The sequence below is a fragment of the Peribacillus sp. TE19612 genome (genome assembly GCF_056279465.1).
Genome location: NZ_JBWCCL010000026.1, coordinates 1 through 18,197, shown reverse-complemented (window position 1 = coordinate 18,197; position 18,197 = coordinate 1). Strand labels below are relative to the sequence as shown.

General features: G+C 38.6%; 16 protein-coding genes, 1 tRNA gene, 1 rRNA gene and 2 pseudogenes. 7 read left to right on the top strand and 13 right to left on the bottom strand.

All coding sequences use genetic code 11. The features are described 5' to 3' along the window. Positions 1 to 30 precede the first annotated feature (30 nt). A complete protein-coding gene (locus tag ACZ9AO_RS25340) occupies positions 31 to 1,356 on the top strand; it encodes a short-chain fatty acid transporter (protein WP_476111108.1) in 1,326 nt (441 codons plus the stop codon). A 348-nt stretch (positions 1,357 to 1,704) separates the two neighbouring features. Here ACZ9AO_RS25340 and ACZ9AO_RS25335 read toward each other — a convergent pair. Beyond that, positions 1,705 to 2,258, bottom strand: a pseudogene (locus tag ACZ9AO_RS25335) (helix-turn-helix domain-containing protein). 115 nt (positions 2,259 to 2,373) lie between these two features. On the opposite strand from ACZ9AO_RS25335, the pseudogene ACZ9AO_RS25330 reads away from it, so the two are divergent. Beyond that, positions 2,374 to 2,493: pseudogene (locus tag ACZ9AO_RS25330) on the top strand (lysine transporter LysE); the annotation flags it as partial. A gap of 375 nt (positions 2,494 to 2,868) precedes the next feature. Here the strand turns inward: ACZ9AO_RS25330 and ACZ9AO_RS25325 are convergent. Together ACZ9AO_RS25325 and ACZ9AO_RS25320 are read right to left on the bottom strand one after the other, a co-directional pair. Further along, positions 2,869 to 5,307 carry a DUF927 domain-containing protein gene (locus ACZ9AO_RS25325; RefSeq protein ID WP_476111106.1) on the bottom strand — a complete coding sequence of 813 codons (2,439 nt, stop codon included), beginning with the start codon at positions 5,305 to 5,307 and terminating at the stop codon, positions 2,869 to 2,871. Positions 5,308 to 5,569: 262 nt separating this feature from the next. Next, a complete protein-coding gene (locus tag ACZ9AO_RS25320; RefSeq protein WP_476111104.1) occupies positions 5,570 to 5,761 on the bottom strand; it encodes a hypothetical protein in 192 nt (63 codons plus the stop codon). 161 nt (positions 5,762 to 5,922) lie between these two features. Between ACZ9AO_RS25320 and ACZ9AO_RS25315 the strand changes: the two genes are divergently transcribed. Then, entirely contained in the window at positions 5,923 to 6,873 is a 951-nt protein-coding gene (locus tag ACZ9AO_RS25315; RefSeq protein WP_476111102.1) for a helix-turn-helix domain-containing protein, read from the top strand. Positions 6,874 to 6,889: 16 nt separating this feature from the next. Then, on the top strand, positions 6,890 to 8,056 hold the full coding sequence (locus ACZ9AO_RS25310; protein ID WP_476111100.1) for a site-specific integrase: 1,167 nt from the start codon (positions 6,890 to 6,892) through the stop codon (positions 8,054 to 8,056). 89 nt (positions 8,057 to 8,145) lie between these two features. On the opposite strand, the gene groL is transcribed toward ACZ9AO_RS25310, so the two are convergent. Further along, positions 8,146 to 9,783: a chaperonin GroEL gene (gene groL, locus ACZ9AO_RS25305; RefSeq protein ID WP_053533467.1), complete on the bottom strand. Its 1,638-nt coding sequence runs from the start codon at positions 9,781 to 9,783 to the stop codon at positions 8,146 to 8,148. A 58-nt stretch (positions 9,784 to 9,841) separates the two neighbouring features. Further along, on the bottom strand, positions 9,842 to 10,126 hold the full coding sequence (gene groES / locus ACZ9AO_RS25300; protein ID WP_034306337.1) for a co-chaperone GroES: 285 nt from the start codon (positions 10,124 to 10,126) through the stop codon (positions 9,842 to 9,844). Between the two features lie 333 nt (positions 10,127 to 10,459). Between groES and ACZ9AO_RS25295 the strand changes: the two genes are divergently transcribed. Together ACZ9AO_RS25295 and ACZ9AO_RS25290 are read left to right on the top strand one after the other, a co-directional pair. Beyond that, positions 10,460 to 11,185, top strand: coding sequence for a lysostaphin resistance A-like protein (locus tag ACZ9AO_RS25295; protein WP_476111098.1), 726 nt, complete (start codon positions 10,460 to 10,462; stop codon positions 11,183 to 11,185). Then, the gene (locus tag ACZ9AO_RS25290; RefSeq protein WP_034306342.1) at positions 11,182 to 11,394 is read left to right on the top strand and encodes a YdiK family protein; all 213 of its coding nucleotides are present in this window, start codon (positions 11,182 to 11,184) and stop codon (positions 11,392 to 11,394) included. The genes ACZ9AO_RS25295 and ACZ9AO_RS25290 overlap by 4 nt, the downstream gene beginning before the upstream one ends. A gap of 28 nt (positions 11,395 to 11,422) precedes the next feature. Here the strand turns inward: ACZ9AO_RS25290 and ACZ9AO_RS25285 are convergent, their stop codons facing one another. After that, positions 11,423 to 12,082, bottom strand: a complete 660-nt coding sequence (locus ACZ9AO_RS25285; RefSeq protein ID WP_034306345.1) for a redox-sensing transcriptional repressor Rex — start codon at positions 12,080 to 12,082, stop codon at positions 11,423 to 11,425. Between the two features lie 33 nt (positions 12,083 to 12,115). After that, complete coding sequence (gene moaC / locus ACZ9AO_RS25280; protein WP_034306347.1) at positions 12,116 to 12,622, bottom strand: cyclic pyranopterin monophosphate synthase MoaC; 507 nt, start codon at positions 12,620 to 12,622, stop codon at positions 12,116 to 12,118. Between the two features lie 133 nt (positions 12,623 to 12,755). Between moaC and ACZ9AO_RS25275 the strand changes: the two genes are divergently transcribed. After that, the gene (locus ACZ9AO_RS25275; RefSeq protein WP_476111096.1) at positions 12,756 to 14,675 is read left to right on the top strand and encodes an ABC transporter ATP-binding protein; all 1,920 of its coding nucleotides are present in this window, start codon (positions 12,756 to 12,758) and stop codon (positions 14,673 to 14,675) included. Between the two features lie 278 nt (positions 14,676 to 14,953). Here the strand turns inward: ACZ9AO_RS25275 and tsaD are convergent, their stop codons facing one another. From tsaD to rrf, 6 genes are all read right to left on the bottom strand, one after another. Beyond that, positions 14,954 to 15,967: a tRNA (adenosine(37)-N6)-threonylcarbamoyltransferase complex transferase subunit TsaD gene (tsaD, locus tag ACZ9AO_RS25270; RefSeq protein ID WP_476111094.1), complete on the bottom strand. Its 1,014-nt coding sequence runs from the start codon at positions 15,965 to 15,967 to the stop codon at positions 14,954 to 14,956. After that, positions 15,964 to 16,416 carry a ribosomal protein S18-alanine N-acetyltransferase gene (rimI, locus tag ACZ9AO_RS25265; RefSeq protein ID WP_053533463.1) on the bottom strand — a complete coding sequence of 151 codons (453 nt, stop codon included), beginning with the start codon at positions 16,414 to 16,416 and terminating at the stop codon, positions 15,964 to 15,966. The genes tsaD and rimI overlap by 4 nt, the downstream gene beginning before the upstream one ends. Positions 16,417 to 16,437: 21 nt before the next feature. After that, the gene (tsaB, locus tag ACZ9AO_RS25260) at positions 16,438 to 17,130 is read right to left on the bottom strand and encodes a tRNA (adenosine(37)-N6)-threonylcarbamoyltransferase complex dimerization subunit type 1 TsaB (protein ID WP_476111091.1); all 693 of its coding nucleotides are present in this window, start codon (positions 17,128 to 17,130) and stop codon (positions 16,438 to 16,440) included. Continuing rightward, on the bottom strand, positions 17,130 to 17,582 hold the full coding sequence (gene tsaE, locus ACZ9AO_RS25255; protein ID WP_476111089.1) for a tRNA (adenosine(37)-N6)-threonylcarbamoyltransferase complex ATPase subunit type 1 TsaE: 453 nt from the start codon (positions 17,580 to 17,582) through the stop codon (positions 17,130 to 17,132). The genes tsaB and tsaE overlap by 1 nt, the downstream gene beginning before the upstream one ends. A 201-nt stretch (positions 17,583 to 17,783) precedes the next feature. Beyond that, positions 17,784 to 17,857, bottom strand: a tRNA-Met gene (locus tag ACZ9AO_RS25250). A 66-nt stretch (positions 17,858 to 17,923) separates the two neighbouring features. Then, positions 17,924 to 18,039, bottom strand: a 5S ribosomal RNA gene (gene rrf, locus ACZ9AO_RS25245). Positions 18,040 to 18,197 lie beyond the last annotated feature (158 nt).

Sequence of the window (18,197 nt, the reverse complement as noted above, 5' to 3'; positions counted from 1 at the left end):
AATGAGAAGCTACCAACGGAGGATAATTACGTGAAGACCATGATTTTACTTTCAAACAGATTGATGCAAAGGTATATGCCTGACCCGTTTTTACTTGTAATTGTGCTCACTTTTTTTGTGATTGGACTTTCCGTTTTCTTAACAGATAGTACTCCTGTACAAGTCTTGGGATACTGGGGAGACGGTTTCTGGAACCTGTTAGAATTCTCCATGCAGATGGTTTTTATTGTAGTAACAGGGCATGTTATGGCGAGTAGTCCATTTTTTAAGAAATTATTAGGAAACTTAGCCACTGTACCAAAGTCACCAGGTCAAGCGATTATCCTTGTTACTATTGTAGCTCTAATTGCATGCTGGATAAACTGGGGATTTGGTCTAATCATTGGAGCGTTATTTGCCAGAGAAGTTGCTAAAAGGGTAGATGGAGTTGACTATCGATTATTAATTGCAAGTGCTTATAGTGGATTTATTATTTGGAGTGGGGGGCTTTCTTCATCCGTTGCGTTAACCATTGCTACTCCAGGTCACTTTACCGAAAAACTTATTGGTGTTGTTCCAACAAGTGAAACTCTTTTTTCTTCATTTAACTTAATAATTGTTATCGGGTTAATTATTATAGTTCCAATTATCAACCGACTAATGATGCCACCAAAACAACAAGCTTTTATAATTGATCGCAATTTATTAGAAGAAACGGATGCCATGCAAGCAGGTACAGTTGAGCAAATGGAAATGACACCTGCTGATCGGTTGGAAAACAGTAAGATTTTGTCTTTACTTATAGGTTTACTAGGTCTCTCGTTTTTAGGGTTTTATATCGTGACTAACGGATTTGCTATTAATCTTAATATTGTTAATTTTCTTTTCCTCTTTATTGGAATCATTTTACACAAAACACCAAAGCTATTTTTAGCAGCGGTTACAGGTTCAGTAAAAAGTGCAAGTGGAATTATTATTCAGTTTCCATTTTACGCAGGATTAATGGGGATTGTAACGGCTTCAGGACTAGCTGGAATATTATCCAATGCATTTATATCTATTTCAAATGAAAATACATTTCACATGTTTACATTATGGAGTGCAGGTCTTGTAAACTTCTTCGTCCCTTCAGGTGGAGGACAGTGGGCTGTCCAAGCTCCTGTTATGTTGGAGGCTGCGAAAAATCTGGGAGTTTCCTTACCAAAAACAGCGATGGCTGTTGCATGGGGGGATGCTTGGACGAATATGATTCAACCGTTTTATGCATTGCCAGCTTTAGCCATTGCCGGTTTGAAAGCAAAGGATATCATGGGCTACGGTTTGATAATAATGCTTATAACAGGGATCTTTATTTCTGCAGTCTTTTATTTTCTATGATTATATTGATAAATTTTATTCAATAACGAAGACCCTTCTAAAGATTTTTCGAGAAGGGAGTTTTAATACACTACAGTATTAGAGCGATTAAGAAAAGCGAAAGCGCCCTTTTTCATCGACGTAATGTGCTGGACTATGTCGAGTAAGATAAAGGAGAATCGAAGGACCTGAGTCGTTCGTTTTCGACTTATTGTAAGCGAGGATATCAATGGAAATTGAAAAAAGTGATAGTTTAATAAAACAATCCGCCCTCTTTTGAGGGTATTTTTATGCTTGAAGACCCTGAATTTGTTACAAAGGCACAAATAAAAACAGAAGAAAAACCCCGTTCTTGTAAGATGGGTTTTTTTACGTTGGATAATATAAAATCATACTTAATCGAGTTAATGTTTCCCCTGAATTAAGATAGTCATGGGGTTTTATGCCTTAAATCTGATAGAATCACCATTTCTTACTGTGTATTCATTGTTATTAACACGAACAGTTAGTTCCCCCTCAAAAACAGTTAAGAACTCTTCCGTTCCCTCTCTGTGCGAATCAGCACTTAGGAATCCACCTTTTTCTATCTCGATTGAATAAACTTCAAAGCGCTTATTATCTTCGAATGGAAAGTAGGGATATACTCGATATTTTCCGTTGTCTTCAGATACTGTTTGAATTTCACTTTTTAGAACAACTTTTGTATCTGGTTGCGGATTATTTATTAGAGAAGTAAAAGAGATCTTTAAGCCATTTGCAATTTTCCAGATCGTTGTAATCGTGGGACTCGATCCTCCTCTTTCAATTTGGCCAATCATTGTTTTACTTACTCCCGTCAGCTCTGCGACCCTTTCAAGGCTTAATTTTTTACTTTTTCTAAAGGCTTTTAAGTTTTTTTCAAGGATAAGATTTATTTCCTCCATAAATACACTCCCTTATACTTATATACAATATAACGTCCGTATTGTACAACAAAAGTAAATCGTTATATTGTTCATTTTAGACATTATAACATACATCACAGAAGGAGGATCCGATATGCCTTTATTGTCCTTTTTGCTATATGTTTTTGTTACTAGTTTTACTCCAGGTCCTAATAATATTATGGCAATGTTATTTGCTAACAAATACGGGTTTAAAAACCTTTCCCTATCATGCAAAAGTACACATACATGTAAATTGACTTTTTCCATGTTAACCTCTTGATTTCGGAATATAAATTAAGTGAGGCTAATTACTGCAGTTACATAAAAACAGACTGAAATTCATTATTTTGTATTCATTAAAACATTGATACAGCAATGCTATTTTTGCTGTATTTTAGATAAAATTACAAAAATACAAGAAAAAAAAGAAACGGGAATATACTATAATTTAGCAGCACTAATAATAACAAAAATCTATATAAATATATAACAACACTTGTAATATTTGTATTCTTGTATTTATATCTTTAAAAAGGTTAGCCTATCAACGTTTTAAGGGTTACAAAAGAATACAAATTATCTATCCTCATGTAACCCTTCTTTTAATTCAAAACTTTTTTGTGCTGAAGTCAAATCCCAACTTTTTGATAATATCTTTATTGATTAAAATTCCTTTATGAGCCCTACCTCTTTTATTAATAGTTGTGTAATCGACATCCATGTCCTTATTTTTAAAAGTGACTGTAACATTTCTTTTCATCCAGGCAGAACGAATTTGTTTTGCATTTACTCCTAAACTCTCTTTAATGTAAGCAGGAGTTAAATATAATTCCCCATTGTGATATAGAGCACTAATAGTTTGTTTAGGTTCATATTCTACATATAATCTGTTACGATTTGAATCAATCTCTTCAAGTAACTGTTCCAGCTCTAATAAAGGCCTGTCAACTGCCTTGTTCTCATTTGATATATTGTAGAAAAGTGCCTCAAGTGCGTTTAAATCTACATCTAATCCTTCACGATTAAAAAGGTCATTTAGCACCTTTCCAGTAAACACTATAAAAGAGTAATGAAGAGAAATTCTTCTCGCAACATCATTTTCAACTGATTTATCCAAATACATTTTTCTGTACTCTTCAAATTCCCGCGAATAAATAGTTCGTTTATCTTTCCAACGATTTAAGAACTCAATTCCAATCGCACCATGATTGTCAGTAAATGAGTTGTAAAGCTTTCCTGAAAAGCTTTTGTCTTCACCTTCGAACGAGAATTTAGTAATAGGAATGACCCGTGCTGCTACACCTTGAGCTTCTGCATAGGCCAAGATTTCATTTTCACCGGATGTTATCATAATGGATCTCCATGATGCGGTGTGTTGGCTGCCTGTGATACTTCCCCTTAGCTTTCCTATGTTATTCACAAATTGATAGATCATCGTTTGAATCATTCGGGTGTCGTTTACTCCATTTGAATCATCAAGTATCTGAGGATAAGAATTCAGGAATGCAGATCTTCTTTCAACAGCCACTTTGGTTAAGTTAAAAGATCCAATATACTCTTTAGGGCTCCCCCATACTGATGCACAGAGTAGAAGTAAACCACTTTTACCACTACTGGATTCTCCTGATACATCAACAACTATGGGCTTCATATCAAACTCATGCAAAATAACCGAAGCAAAAGATGCTAGTAAAGGGAAAACAGCCTTTGGATGATCCTTCACTAAGTTAAAAACATTTTCAATCCAACTTTCAACAGTTCCTTTTACTCGAAAAGACTCTAGTAGTTGTTGTTCCCCCCCATCGCCCGGAACTATATGTATGTCTTTCGTTGAAATTGGATGTATGAAGTTTCCCTTTACATCCCCTAGCCGATTTACCATTTTGACTGTCGGTATTTCGTTTAGTCCTATGAACAAATCAAAGTATTCAATTAGGTGTTTAGAGTTTGAATCATTGCAACTAAACCCTTTATCTGCAAGTGCCAATAATTCACGCCTTGAAGCTAACATACCCGCAGGAACAGTTTCCTTATAGTCCTTTCCTTTGTTACGCCAACCAATTTCATAATATATCTCGCTTTTTTCAATATGTTCCAAGTATTTAGTTATGAATGGAACATTCCTGCTCACAAAGACTTCAATGTCTTGAAATTCTCCGTCGACCTTTTTCACTTCAATTCTATAAAGGGATTCATGCTTTATACGATATGGCTCAGGTATGACAAATCCCGGTACTTTATCAATGTCATTGTTGCTTGATTCTGATTTTACCAACTGCTTTTTTCTTGTAGTAGACTCTAGTTTTCCAATACTAGCAATAGAGGACTTTACATCATTTATAGTGTAGCTAGCGTCTTTATCTATACAGAAATACTGGTAGATTAATAGCATGCTTTTCTCAACTTGCTCCATCGGTACTCCCGTTGATTTCAACCTTCTTCCAAAGTCATAGAGCGATTGATTACGTGATCCACTTTGCATAGGGATTGAAAACTCATAACCTTTTGTCTTTTCAGCATTCCAAACTGGTCTTAAAAACCAAGGCAGTTCATTGGGGCGATCCGTTATTTGAGATATGAACCTACCTTCTGTGTTATAAGTCGGAAACACTATTAAACTATTAGTTGTGCCAACGCGAGTGTCTACTACAATCCCTATGGACGAAAAGAAGTGACTAATCATTTTCACTTGCACATTCTCATAAGAAGTTGCCTTAAAAATAAATTGAAAGCCCCTTGGTGTTTTGATTAGATGATGATGGACCTTTTCTCCTCTGAGCAACTCTACAAGATAAGAAGCATGCTCTAGAGTATCTACATCGATTACAATATAGCCTCTTGGGATTAATGCTCCAATCCATCCACCCTTTGATAGATGTTTTTGTATTTCCTCTTCAGTTAAACTTTCTTTATTTTTATATGACTCAAACGGTCTTTTAGCTGCACTATAGTTGGTATTCCCATTTAAATAACCTAGACATTTAATAATTTTCGCCCCTGGGAGAACTTTTTCTACACATTGAGTGACTGATTTACGATTAGTCATAGCACTTCCCCCTTTAATTTTTGCATTTGCTTATTCCTTAATTCGAATATAAAATAACAGTGTATTGTTTTTTTACGCCTATTAACTCACGCCTATGAGTTAGTAGGTTTTTTTGTGATCTTTCTTCCATCAAAAACACATCCATCAAGAAATTATTCCCTCCGTTTATACTTCAAAATATCACCGCCATTGTTACGGACTTCAAGATAATATTTTTCCATAAACTCTTGAACTTCTTTTCTATTAAACAACCATTTTGAACCTAATCGTACTTTTGGAAATTCTCATCATATAAAAGATGCGATACGATTGTATTCCATGACATGTTCAAATAAGTTGCCAATTGCTTTGAGTCCATGAAAAACACTTCCATCTCAATCTCCTGTATATGCTCTTCTACTTTCTGAAGGTAAAGTTCTTTCAGTAGTTCCTGATCAATCTCAAAGCTAATCATTTCTTTCCCCCCTGTCCATTTTGATTACAATCGAAACTAATATGGTTGCAATTGTTTACAACCACAGTGTAAATCATTACCATAAACTTTGCAACCACTTTAACAAAATCGTTCACAATTGTGTTACTATAATGAAAACAAACGTGAAAGTAGGTGTGAAAATGAAAAAGGTTAGTGCCTTTGGAGAGGAAATAAAGCGTATTAGAAAATCGAGAGGCTTGTCTATAAGGTTTTTAAGTGAGAAATCTGGAGTTTCTCATTCTTATATCTCTCAAATCGAAAATGGAAACAGAGATACACCACAACCAGAATTAATCAAAAAAATAGCAACCGGTTTAGGTGTAGACTACTTCGCATTAATGAGAATTGCCGGTTTCATGACACCAGATCGAAAAGAGTCAGATGACATTTCAGAGCTTTTGATTACTTTACCCATTGAATATAAAAAACAATTTATTGTTGAAAAGAAAGAAAATATTCCATGTTCTGATGATAACGAACCTTATATTAATAAACATGAAAATCAGGTGACCCTTAGATCCGATATAAAGGGATTTCAATCTAAACTTGAGTACATGGTTCATGACAAATTTATATTTCTCCTTGCGTTACATGGCACAGCAGGTGACTTTTTAAAAATATTGAGATTGCATAAGAATATAGACATCACCGAAATGGCTAAACATTTAAATACAGATAGTAAGACATATCAGTCACTTGAAGAAAACCTCAAAAGTAATTCAGCACTTCTAAAAGAATATGGAGAAAAGCTCGGAGAAATATTAGGTGTTGGAAATTTTGAAGACTGGCTAGAATTAGTAGCTTCAACATTGATGAAAATTTTGCCTGTATCAACAATCGTCGGTGCTCACACAAAGAGTGATCTCGAAATAATAGAAATCAGTGTACCATCTGTCTATCAAAAAACAGATGAGAATGGAATCGCCTATTATATTACCTATACAGAGGAAGAATTAAAAAGAAATTTATTTAACCTTGATAATATACTCAACCAAGAAGTACACGATGTTTTATATAAAGATAAAGTGTTATCAAAATCTGAAATAGAAAAAGTAAAGACGATGCTGAAATTGTTATTGGAAGATGACTAATTAAAGGAGGCACATAATGGCTTACTTCCGTAAACGGGGGGATAAGTGGAGTTACACCGTCAACCTAGGCATAGACAATATTACAAAAAAACGAAAACAGATTACAAAATCAGGATTTCCTTCAAAAACAGCAGCTAAAGATGCAGCTAAAGAAATGGAATTCAAAATTTCTAGAGGAGAATTTGTACAAGACTCTAATATGAACTTTCATACGTTAGCAGAAAAGTGGCTTGAAAGTTATTCAACACAAGCTAAAGTAAGTAGTGTACGTGCTAGAACGAAAGAATCTAACGTATTACTTAAACAGTGGACAAACACACCAATAAAAAGTATTAGTAAGTCTGTTTATAGAGAATATTTAAATGAGCTGAGCAAAATGTATTCACAGAATTATATGGATGGGATTCATACAACAGGCAGAATGATCTTCAAATTTGCCGTTGAGTCTGAATGGTTACAACAGAATCCGACAGAAAAATATAGCCTTCCTAAACAACAAGCTACTATTGAAGAAGTTGAAAAGGAGAATCTCAGAAAGAAATTCCTAGAAAAAAACGAACTTATAGGATTCTTATCCCTTGCTCGTACTGAAGGACTTAGTAATGATTATACGCTGTTTTCGCTATTAGCCTATTCAGGCATTCGGATAGGTGAATCGTTAGCTCTCAAGTGGCCTGATATCAATTTTAGGAGTGGATCTATAAGAATTTCCAAGACTTTATATAATCCCACGAACAACAAGGTGAATTACACATTGCTTACACCAAAAACAAAAGGATCTATACGTACGATTAAAATGGACGATCAGGTCATGAAGTTGCTAAAAAAGCATCTACTACAGCAAAATAAAATGAAAATTCAAAACAGTCATTATTACATGGATGAAAACTTTGTCTTCACTTCACCAGAGGGATATCCATTGGTGCAAAAACTGCCTGCAATACGATTACAACGTCTTCTTAAGAAGTTACCGCATATCAACAAGGAAATAACGTTGCATTCATTCAGGCATACGCATACATCCTTACTGATCGAAGCAGGGGTGGGGTTGAAAGAAATTCAACAACGATTAGGACATACAGATATTCAAACAACGATGAATATCTATGCTCATATGACTGACAACATGGAAGAAAAGGCCTCCCATCAGTTCAGTAAACTGATGGAAGACCTTCAACTTTAAAGATATTTACATGTTGGGTGAGCAAATAGGTGAGCATTTTTTTCTAAATCCTCTTTAAACCCCTATATTTCAAGGGATTTAAAACCCTATTACATCATGCCGCCCATTCCGCCCATGCCGCCCATGTCAGGCATGCCCATGCCGCCAGCGCCTGCAGGTTCTGGTTTGTCAGCAACGACAGCTTCTGTAGTTAAGAACATAGCTGCTACAGAACCAGCGTTTTGTAGAGCTGAACGAGTTACTTTAGTAGGATCGACGATACCTGATTCGATCATGTTCACCCATTGTCCAGTAGCTGCGTTGAAGCCAGTTCCTACTGCTTCGCCTTTAAGGCGCTCTACGATTACAGAGCCTTCAAGTCCAGCATTGTGAGCGATTTGACGAACAGGCTCTTCGATGGCACGAAGAACGATTTTCACGCCTGTTGCTACGTCGCCTTCCGCTTGGATTTCAGCGATTTTATTGTATACGTTTAGAAGTGCTGTACCACCACCAGCTACGATACCTTCTTCAACAGCGGCACGAGTGGAGTTCAATGCATCTTCAATACGAAGTTTACGTTCTTTCAATTCTGTTTCAGTAGCTGCACCGACTTTGATTACCGCTACGCCACCAGCTAATTTAGCAAGGCGTTCTTGTAATTTTTCACGGTCGAATTCAGAAGTTGTTTCTTCTAATTGAACACGGATTTGGTTTACACGAGCTTGGATTTGAGCTGTATCTCCAGATCCTTCAACGATCGTTGTATTTTCTTTTGTAACAACCACTTTAGACGCACGGCCTAATGAATCGATTGTTGCAGATTTAAGATCAAGTCCGATTTCTTCAGTGATTACTTCGCCGCCTGTAAGAGCTGCGATGTCTTCAAGCATTGCTTTACGACGGTCACCGAATCCAGGAGCTTTAACCGCAACAGCGTTGAATGTTCCACGAAGTTTGTTCACAACAAGAGTTGCAAGTGCTTCGCCTTCTACATCTTCAGCAATCAATAATAGCGGTTTTCCTTGTTGTACAACTTGCTCAAGTACAGGAAGGATTTCTTGGATATTCGTGATTTTTTTATCAGTGATCAAGATATATGGATTCTCAAGGACAGCTTCCATTTTATCTGAATCAGTAACCATGTATGGAGATGCATATCCACGATCGAATTGCATACCTTCTACTACGTCCAACTCAGTTGTGAAACCTTTAGACTCTTCGATTGTGATGACGCCGTCGTTACCAACGCGCTCCATTGCTTCCGCAATCAGTTGGCCCACTTCTTCATCAGCTGAAGAGATGGCAGCAACTTGTGCGATTGATTCTTTGTTTTCAACAGGTTTGGAAATGGCTTTCAATTCTGCAATTGCTGAATTGACCGCTTTCTCGATTCCTTTACGGATACCCATTGGGTTCGCACCAGCTGTTACGTTTTTAAGACCTTCACGGATCATCGCTTGCGCAAGAACCGTTGCAGTAGTTGTACCGTCACCAGCTACGTCGTTTGTTTTGCTTGCTACTTCAGCAACCAATTTCGCACCCATGTTTTCGAATGCATCTTCCAATTCGATTTCTTTAGCGATCGTCACACCGTCATTTGTGATAAGCGGCGAACCGAATTTTTTCTCAAGAACCACGTTACGACCTTTTGGTCCAAGCGTTACTTTAACTGCATCTGCAAGTGCGTCCACACCGCGAAGCATGGAGCGGCGAGCTTCTTCACTAAATTTAATTTCTTTAGCCATTTATAAGTACCTCCCTAAAATTTAAGAAAATTTTCGTTCAGTTAAGTATGATGTATAATTAGCCGATAACAGCTAGAATGTCGCTTTCACGTAAAATTAAGTATTCAGTGTCTTCGTATTTAACTTCAGTACCTGCATATTTTGAGAAGATAATTAGATCGCCTTGGGCAACCTCTAAAGCAACACGTTCGCCATTTTCAAGGACACGGCCAGTACCAACTGCTACTACCTTACCTTCTTGTGGCTTTTCTTTAGCAGTATCAGGAAGAACAATACCGCTTGCAGTTTTTTCTTCAGTTTGAACTAGTTCAATAATAACGCGATCACCTAATGGTTTTAACAAGTGAAACAACCTCCTCATATTCTCTTGATAATTTGTTTCATGATTATTAGCACTCTTCATCATCGAGTGCTAACACATTTATAATATTAAATAAACCGAGCCTTTTTTGCAAGTATCTTATTGAAAATTTTTTATTAATTTCTGATAAATTACGGGTAAACTACTTTAGCATAATGATTTCCTAAACATAGTCATTGAAATGTCATGTTAGGGGTACCTTTAAGTGGTGTTCTGCCCCAATTTTTGATACCATTTTGTAGTATGCGTTTATAGATTGTCCCCATGTCAGTAACGTTCCAAGCGGATGGGTGACTATAAAAGGAGTTTTCATTTTTGAAAAAAGAATATTGGTTCGTCATCATCACTTATATTGCCATGCAATTATCCAGTATTGTCGGGGTACCCATTTTCATGCTGATCGGGTCTTATACCGGAATGCCGACTGATGAACTCGAAGTGAAATCTGCAGCATACTGGATAGTTTTCAGTTTTCTCGCTGCTTTATTCTTGATTCTTTTTTTAATGAGAAAAGATATGAGGGAAAAGTTGGACACGAGAAACCAAACTTCCGTATCCATGTCCATATTATGGGCAATTGCAGGAGTGTTCATGGCTCTTTTTGCGCAAAGCATTGCCGGAAGCATTGAACAAATGCTTGGGGTGGAGTCTGAATCTGAAAATACGCAGCTACTCATTTCACTCATTTACAAAGTCCCCATGGTCATTTTCGTCACTTCAGTAATTGGACCTATATTGGAAGAATTAATTTTCCGTAAAATCATTTTCGGATCACTTCATAAACGCTTTAACTTCTTTATTTCAGCTTTAATCAGCTCAGTTATTTTCGGCTTGGCGCATGGTGAATTTGAACATCTTCTTTTATATACGGCAATGGGCTTCACTTTTGCTTTCCTTTATGCGAAAACAGGCCGCATTCTCGTTTCCATGAGCGCTCATATTGCGATGAACACGCTTGTTATCATCCTTCAAGTGGTATATCGGGAGGATATTGAGAAGATGCTAGATACTGCACAGGCCTTCATCGGAGGTTTATTATGAAACGTCAATCACCATTATTCATGGGCATCATTTATGCAGGCTTAGGAGCTCTTTTTACCGCTATCGCAATTCAAACCGTCAATTCTTCAGGATGGGGACTCTTTGCCTACATACTTGTCCTTATTGCGACTCTTGATTTTGGATCGGGATTGCGCATGATCATGCTGCACTTTAAGATTAAAGCCGCACAAAAAAATAAGAAAAAATAAAAAAACGCTGCATAGCTGCAGCGTTTTTTCATTCCTCCAAAGCGGCTTCTTCCACTACCGGATAATGTTTCAGGAAGTAGATGAGCGACTGAAGTTCCACGGCCAGGTCAATGTGGTGGACCCTTATGGATGGCGGCACGGTCAGCCGTGCAGGTGTGAAATTCAATATTCCTTTTATGTCAGCTTTGACTAGACGATCGGTTATCGTCTGGGCTACCTGTGCAGGCACTGTCAATATAGCCGCAGTAATATTATTTTCCTGCAATAGTGTATCGATTTGATCCATATGGTAGATGGGCACATCAGCTATTCGCTTGCCGACCTTTTCTTCAGAAACTTCGAAAGCCATTTCAATTTTTGTATTGTTATTTTTCATGAAATTGTAATTTAAAAAAGCGGTTCCTAAATTCCCCACTCCGATTAAAGCGACTTTGGTCAATTCGTCTTGATCTAGTGTTTTCCTGAAGAAGGATAATAAATAATTGACATTGTAGCCGTAGCCTTTTTTCCCAAGCGCGCCAAAGTAGGAAAAATCACGGCGAATGGTAGCAGAATCCACTTTTACGGCTTCACTTAGCTCAGCCGAGGAAACTCTTTGTTTGCCTGAGGAATGTAAGTTCTTTAAAAATCGATAATACAATGGCAACCTTTTGGCTGTTGCCTGCGGTATCTTTGGGTCATGGTTCATTGTTCTTCCCCGCCTTCACACATGCTTTTCAACTTAATCTCTATCTGTTCGTTTTACTTGCCTTTTATAATCGCTACTAGACACTCCGCCTGTTTTCTCCACTAAGAATGTAGGCCCGATCACCATTCCCTTATCAATGGCCTTACACATGTCATAAACAGTCAAGGCAGTCACGGATGCAGCTGTTAACGCTTCCATTTCCACACCTGTACTCCCTTTTGTCTTAGCTTCCGTTTCAATCCTAAGCCTATATCCTTGTTCTTCTTTTTCCCAATCAAAGGCTATATTGACCCCTTGCAGAGCAATGGGATGGCACATCGGAATTATATTGGATGTATTTTTGCTGGCCATGATTCCTGCAACTTGTGCAACAGCCAGTACATCACCTTTTTTCATTTTATGGTTCGTGACCAATTCATATATTTCATCATTCAATAAAATGCTCGACTGAGCCACTGCCGTCCGGGTTGTTTCAGGCTTAGCACTCACATCGACCATTTTGGCCCTGCCCTGTTCATTAAAATGCGTTAAGTCTCCCATTTAAGTAACCCCTCCTAAATCATACACTATTATTCCACTTTATGTAACAGCTTTTCTTTCAGCTTGGAACCAAGCTGTTGCCGTTATTAACTAAAATACGTTAAACTAACAGTAATCAATTGAGGTGAAATCTATGATTTTATTACAAATCAATCAACTATCGAAATATTATGGAGCTGAACTTATTTTATCAAATATGAAGCTCGAAGTTCAAAATAAAGATCGAATTGCCCTTGTCGGCCGAAATGGCGCCGGCAAATCCACTCTGCTAAAAATCATTGCCGGGCAGCTTTCCCATGATGGCGGTGAAATAATCAAACCAAAAGGCGTCACCATCGGCTATATGGCCCAGGATACTGGATTGGAATCCGAATTGACCATTTGGGATGAAATGCTTACTGTATTCACTGATCTTATAGAGCAGGAAAAGGAACTGCGTCGCCTTGAGGCTGATATGGCCAGACCTGACATCTTTGAAAACGAAACGGTTTACCAAAAAGTGCTGAATGAATACGACACTTTGATGGTGGCATTCAAAGAGAAGGGCGGTTATCAATATGAAGCGGATATCCGTTCCGTATTGCATGGTCTTCAGTTTGCCGACTTTGACTATTCTACCCCAATTTCCACTTTAAGCGGCGGGCAAAAAACAAGGCTTGCATTAGGTAAGCTGCTTTTAAGGAAACCGGATATATTGATTCTGGATGAGCCGACAAACCATTTGGATATCGAAACCCTCTCTTGGCTTGAACAATATTTACAAGGCTACCAGGGAGCTGTCCTCATTGTTTCCCATGACCGCTATTTTTTAGATAAAGTAGTAAACCTGGTATATGAGATTTCCCGGAATAACATGAAAAAATACCATGGTAATTATAGTTCTTACCTAGAGGGAAAAGCGGAAGCTTATGAGCGGGACATGAAACTGTTCGAGAAACAGCAAGGGGAAATCGAAAAGCTTCGCGATTTTGTCCAACGTAATATCACAAGGGCTTCCACAACGAAAAGAGCACAAAGCAGACGTAAACAGCTCGAAAAGATGGATGTACTGGACAAGCCGCAAGGTGATGAAAAATCCGCGAATTTTTCTTTCCAGATTGAAAGGCAAAGCGGAAATGAAGTACTCCACCTCCAGGACCTGGCTATCGGATACGAAGGGGAAACGGTATCAAAGAATATTAATTCCCGGATGACAAAAGGAGAGAGCATAGCTCTTGTCGGACCAAATGGAGTTGGAAAATCAACTTTATTGAAAACGATCATTTCCAAGCTGCCTGCCCTTTCTGGGGATTTCCGTTTTGGAACGAACGTAGAAGTCAGCTACTACGATCAAGAACAGGCTAACCTTGTTTCCAATAAACGCGTACTCAATGAATTATGGGACGACTATCCCCTTAAACCGGAAAAGGACATTCGCACCGTACTCGGTAATTTCCTATTTAGCGGGGACGATGTTTTGAAAACCGTTTCCACACTAAGCGGGGGCGAAAAGGCTCGGCTTGCTCTAGCCAAAATGATGATGCAAAAAGGGAATTTTTTAATTCTTGATGAACCAACGAACCATTTGGACCTCGATAGTAAATTGGTGCTTGAAAATGCATTAATTGATTATCCTGGAACTATTCTATTCGTCTCACATGACCGTTATTTCATAAACCGGATAGCAACGAAAGTGATAGAGCTCTCCAAAGACGGCAACGAAGAATTCCTCGGTGATTATGATTACTATCTAGAGAAGAAACAGGAGCAAGCGGAAATCCAAGCACTTGAACAGCAGGATCAGGCTAAAACTTTAGATGCGGCTGTAGAAAAAACAAATTACAAAATTGATAAAGAAGCAAAAAAAGCTGAACGCCAGCGAAAACGGCGCATTGAGGAAATCGAGGCAGCCATGGAGCTTCTTGAAACCGAAATAAACGAATATAATGACCTCCTATGTGATCCAAATGTTTTTCAGGACCACGAAAAAGTAATGGAAGTCCAAACAAAACTTGATCATGCACAAGAAAGTTTGGATCAGCTTCTCGAAGAATGGGCTGAACTGGAAGAATGATAAAAGACCGAGTCATTGACTCGGTCTTTTTCTTTCCCAACCAAAGTGTCGCTTGAAAGTTATCCACAAACTTGTTAACAAACCACTTACCGCTCATTAGCCATTAATTTGAGTTATACACATTATCCACAGAAACATATCCACTTATCCACAAGAATATCCCTTTATACACATGCAGGATGATTATCAAAAAAACTTTATCCACAGAATATTCTATTATTTTATTAACACGATAAAAAGACAGGATGCCAAAGTGAGGGATCCTGTCTTATCGTCCATTAAAATGCTTCTATATCCAATCCAGGATTTCCGTTCAAATCCAAACCGGATCGCTTTCCCTTTTCAAACATTACACTGCCAGCAGCACCAATCATGGCAGCATTGTCTGTACAAAGATAGAGGGGCGGAATGGATATATCCATAGGTAAATCCTTAAAAGCTTCCGTTAATGCTTCCCTAAGGCCTTTATTTGCCGCAACTCCTCCAGCAAGCAATACCTGTTTCACATTAAATTCCTTTGCAGCCTTCACAGCTTTCATTACAAGCACTTCTATCACGCTTGCTTGGAAACTTGCCGCTAAATCTTTAGGTTCAATTTTTTCCCCGCGCTGTTCTGCATTATGCAAAGTGTTGATTACCGCTGATTTCAACCCGCTGAAAGAAAAGTCATAGCTGCCATCCAACCATGCCCTAGGCAGTTTTAAGGTTGGTGAGCCTTCTTGCGCAAGCATATCAATATGAGGCCCGCCAGGATAAGGGAGCCCCAAGGTTCGAGCCACTTTATCATACGCCTCTCCTGCTGCATCATCCCGCGTCTCCCCGATCACCTTGAAAGAACCCGGTTCTTCTAAAAGCACCAATTCCGTATGACCTCCCGAAACGACTAAAGAAAGCGCAGGATATTCAATCTCCTGAATAAGCCGATTTGCATAGATATGACCAGCGATATGATGCGTACCGACAATCGGTATTCCATGTGCGAAAGCTACAGCCTTCGCCGCATTCACACCTATTAATAGAGCCCCTACAAGGCCGGGACCTTCAGTAACGGCAATGGCATCCAAGTCTTCATATGTCACACCCGCTTGTAGCAGCGCTTCTTCAAGAACAATCGTAATTTGTTCTACATGATGACGGGAAGCTATTTCCGGGACGACGCCGCCAAAACGTTTATGGCTTTCTATTTGGGAAGCCACGACATTACTCAGTATCTCCGTTCCATTTTTTATGACAGCTGCCGCAGTTTCATCACAGCTTGTTTCAATTCCTAATATAATTTGATTTTTTTTCATGAAAAATTCACCCACATAACATAAGCATCCTCTTGATTGTCTGTATAATAATTCTTTCGGATTCCGCCCTTTTGGAAACCAAGTTTTTCATAAAGCGAAATGGCTACGGCATTACTGACACGGACCTCGAGTGTCATCCTCACCACACCCATTGAAATGGAGATTTCAATCATCTTCCTGAGCAAAGCTTCTCCAAGCTTTTGCCCTCGGTATTCTGGTAATATCGCAATATTGGTGATGTGCGATTCATCAATCACGATCCAGGCACCGCAATAACCGGCAATTTTCCCTTCATCCTCTATCACCATGTATACAGCATATTGATTATGATTCAATTCATTAAAAAAGGCTTCCCGGCTCCAAGGCAAAGTAAAGGACTGCTTTTCCACGTTAAGCACCTGGTCGATATCTGCCGTATTCATCTTTCGGAACGTCAATGTTTTACTCATAATGATCGTCGCTTTCCTTGTTTATTTCCCCTGCTGTTCAAGCCACTTAGCTTCTGCTTCAGCCATGCGGATATAATTCGGTACAAACTGGTGAACATCCACTTTAGCCTTATCAAGACCAATGAAGGCCAGTTCGCTTGGTCTTGAATTATATGACTGTACTGGAGCAAATACCGCTAATTCGCCTAATGCATCGGTAATTGCATCCCGATGGATGTCCACATCTTGACCAACAAATAAAACAGGACGATTTAATTCCTTCAATTGATTCGCCCACTCAGAGGATAGAATATTACAATCTTCAATGACTGTCTTTAAAGAATCCTTTTCCATTTCATATAATCCAGTATAAATCTGCCCTCTTCTTGCATCGAACAAGGGAGATATTAACCCGTTAAAATAACGTCCATTAGCTGCTAAAACCTCTAAGCTGGAAACACCTGATAACGGAATCTGAAGCGTCCAGGCCAAGCTTTTCGCTATCGTCACTCCAATCCTGACCCCTGTATAGGAGCCTGGACCTTGAGCGACCACTATCTTAGTCAATTCCTTCGGTTTAGTATCACAGTCCCTCAACAGTGTTTCAATTGCTGGCATTACCCGCACCGAATGATTTTTCTTTAGGTTCGTCGTATACTCACCAATTACTTGATTCCCGTTTACAAGTGCAATCCCTAATGTGAAATTCGATGTATCTATAGCTAAAACCTTCATCAAATAATCTCCTTACATAACTTTACATATCGTTCGCCTTTGCCTTCCAAAACAATACGCCGGCTTGTATCGCCCAAACGATAGATATAAATGGTCAAGATTTCCTCTGGGAGGTGATCCTTTATTAAATGGGCCCATTCAACGACAGTCACACCATCACCATCAAAATATTCATCAAAGCCTAAATCTTCTTCCGATTCACTTACCCGATAGACATCCATATGATACAAAGGCAAGCGACCCATGTACTCCTTTATTATCGTAAAGGTAGGGCTATTCACCATTCTGGTAACACCCAATCCTTTAGCCAGCCCTTTTGTGAATGCCGTCTTCCCTGCACCCAAGTCACCTTCTAGAGCCAGCACATCTCCACTGGAAAGCTTTTGTGCCAATTTGTGCGCAAATTGCGCTGTTTCTACCTCATTCTGAGAAATCCATTCAACATGTTGCATATATCAATCACCTTTATCATTATTAGGAAAACGTCCGTCCTATAATTCATGTCGAGAACCATAAACGCAATATTATGGAACAAAAACCATTCTATATGTAGTTTACCTTGTTTCAAAAGAAGAAACAAATAAGTTAAGGACATATTATTCGAATTTCAGATAAAACAAAAAAACGAAACCTAAGTTTCGTTTTTTTCATGATTGCGGGGACAGGATTTGAACCTGCGACCTTCGGGTTATGAGCCCGACGAGCTACCGGACTGCTCCACCCCGCGACGGTATAAATGTTGTTTTTATAAATATAGTATTCACGTTTATTCAAAAAGAATACAAAGATTACAGCTTGGCGGCGTCCTACTCTCACAGGGGGAAACCCCCAACTACCATTGGCGCTGAAGAGCTTAACTGCCGTGTTCGGAATGGGAACGGGTGTGACCTCTTCGCTATCGCCACCAAACATTTAATCTTTTAGCACATTTATTATCATAACATGTATGAAGTCAAAATGCAAGAAGAATTTTTCATTCCTTCAAAACTAGATAATAAGAAGAAGGTATTTCATTTTTTTAAAGCGTTGGTTAAGTCCTCGATCTATTAGTATCAGTCAGCTCCACA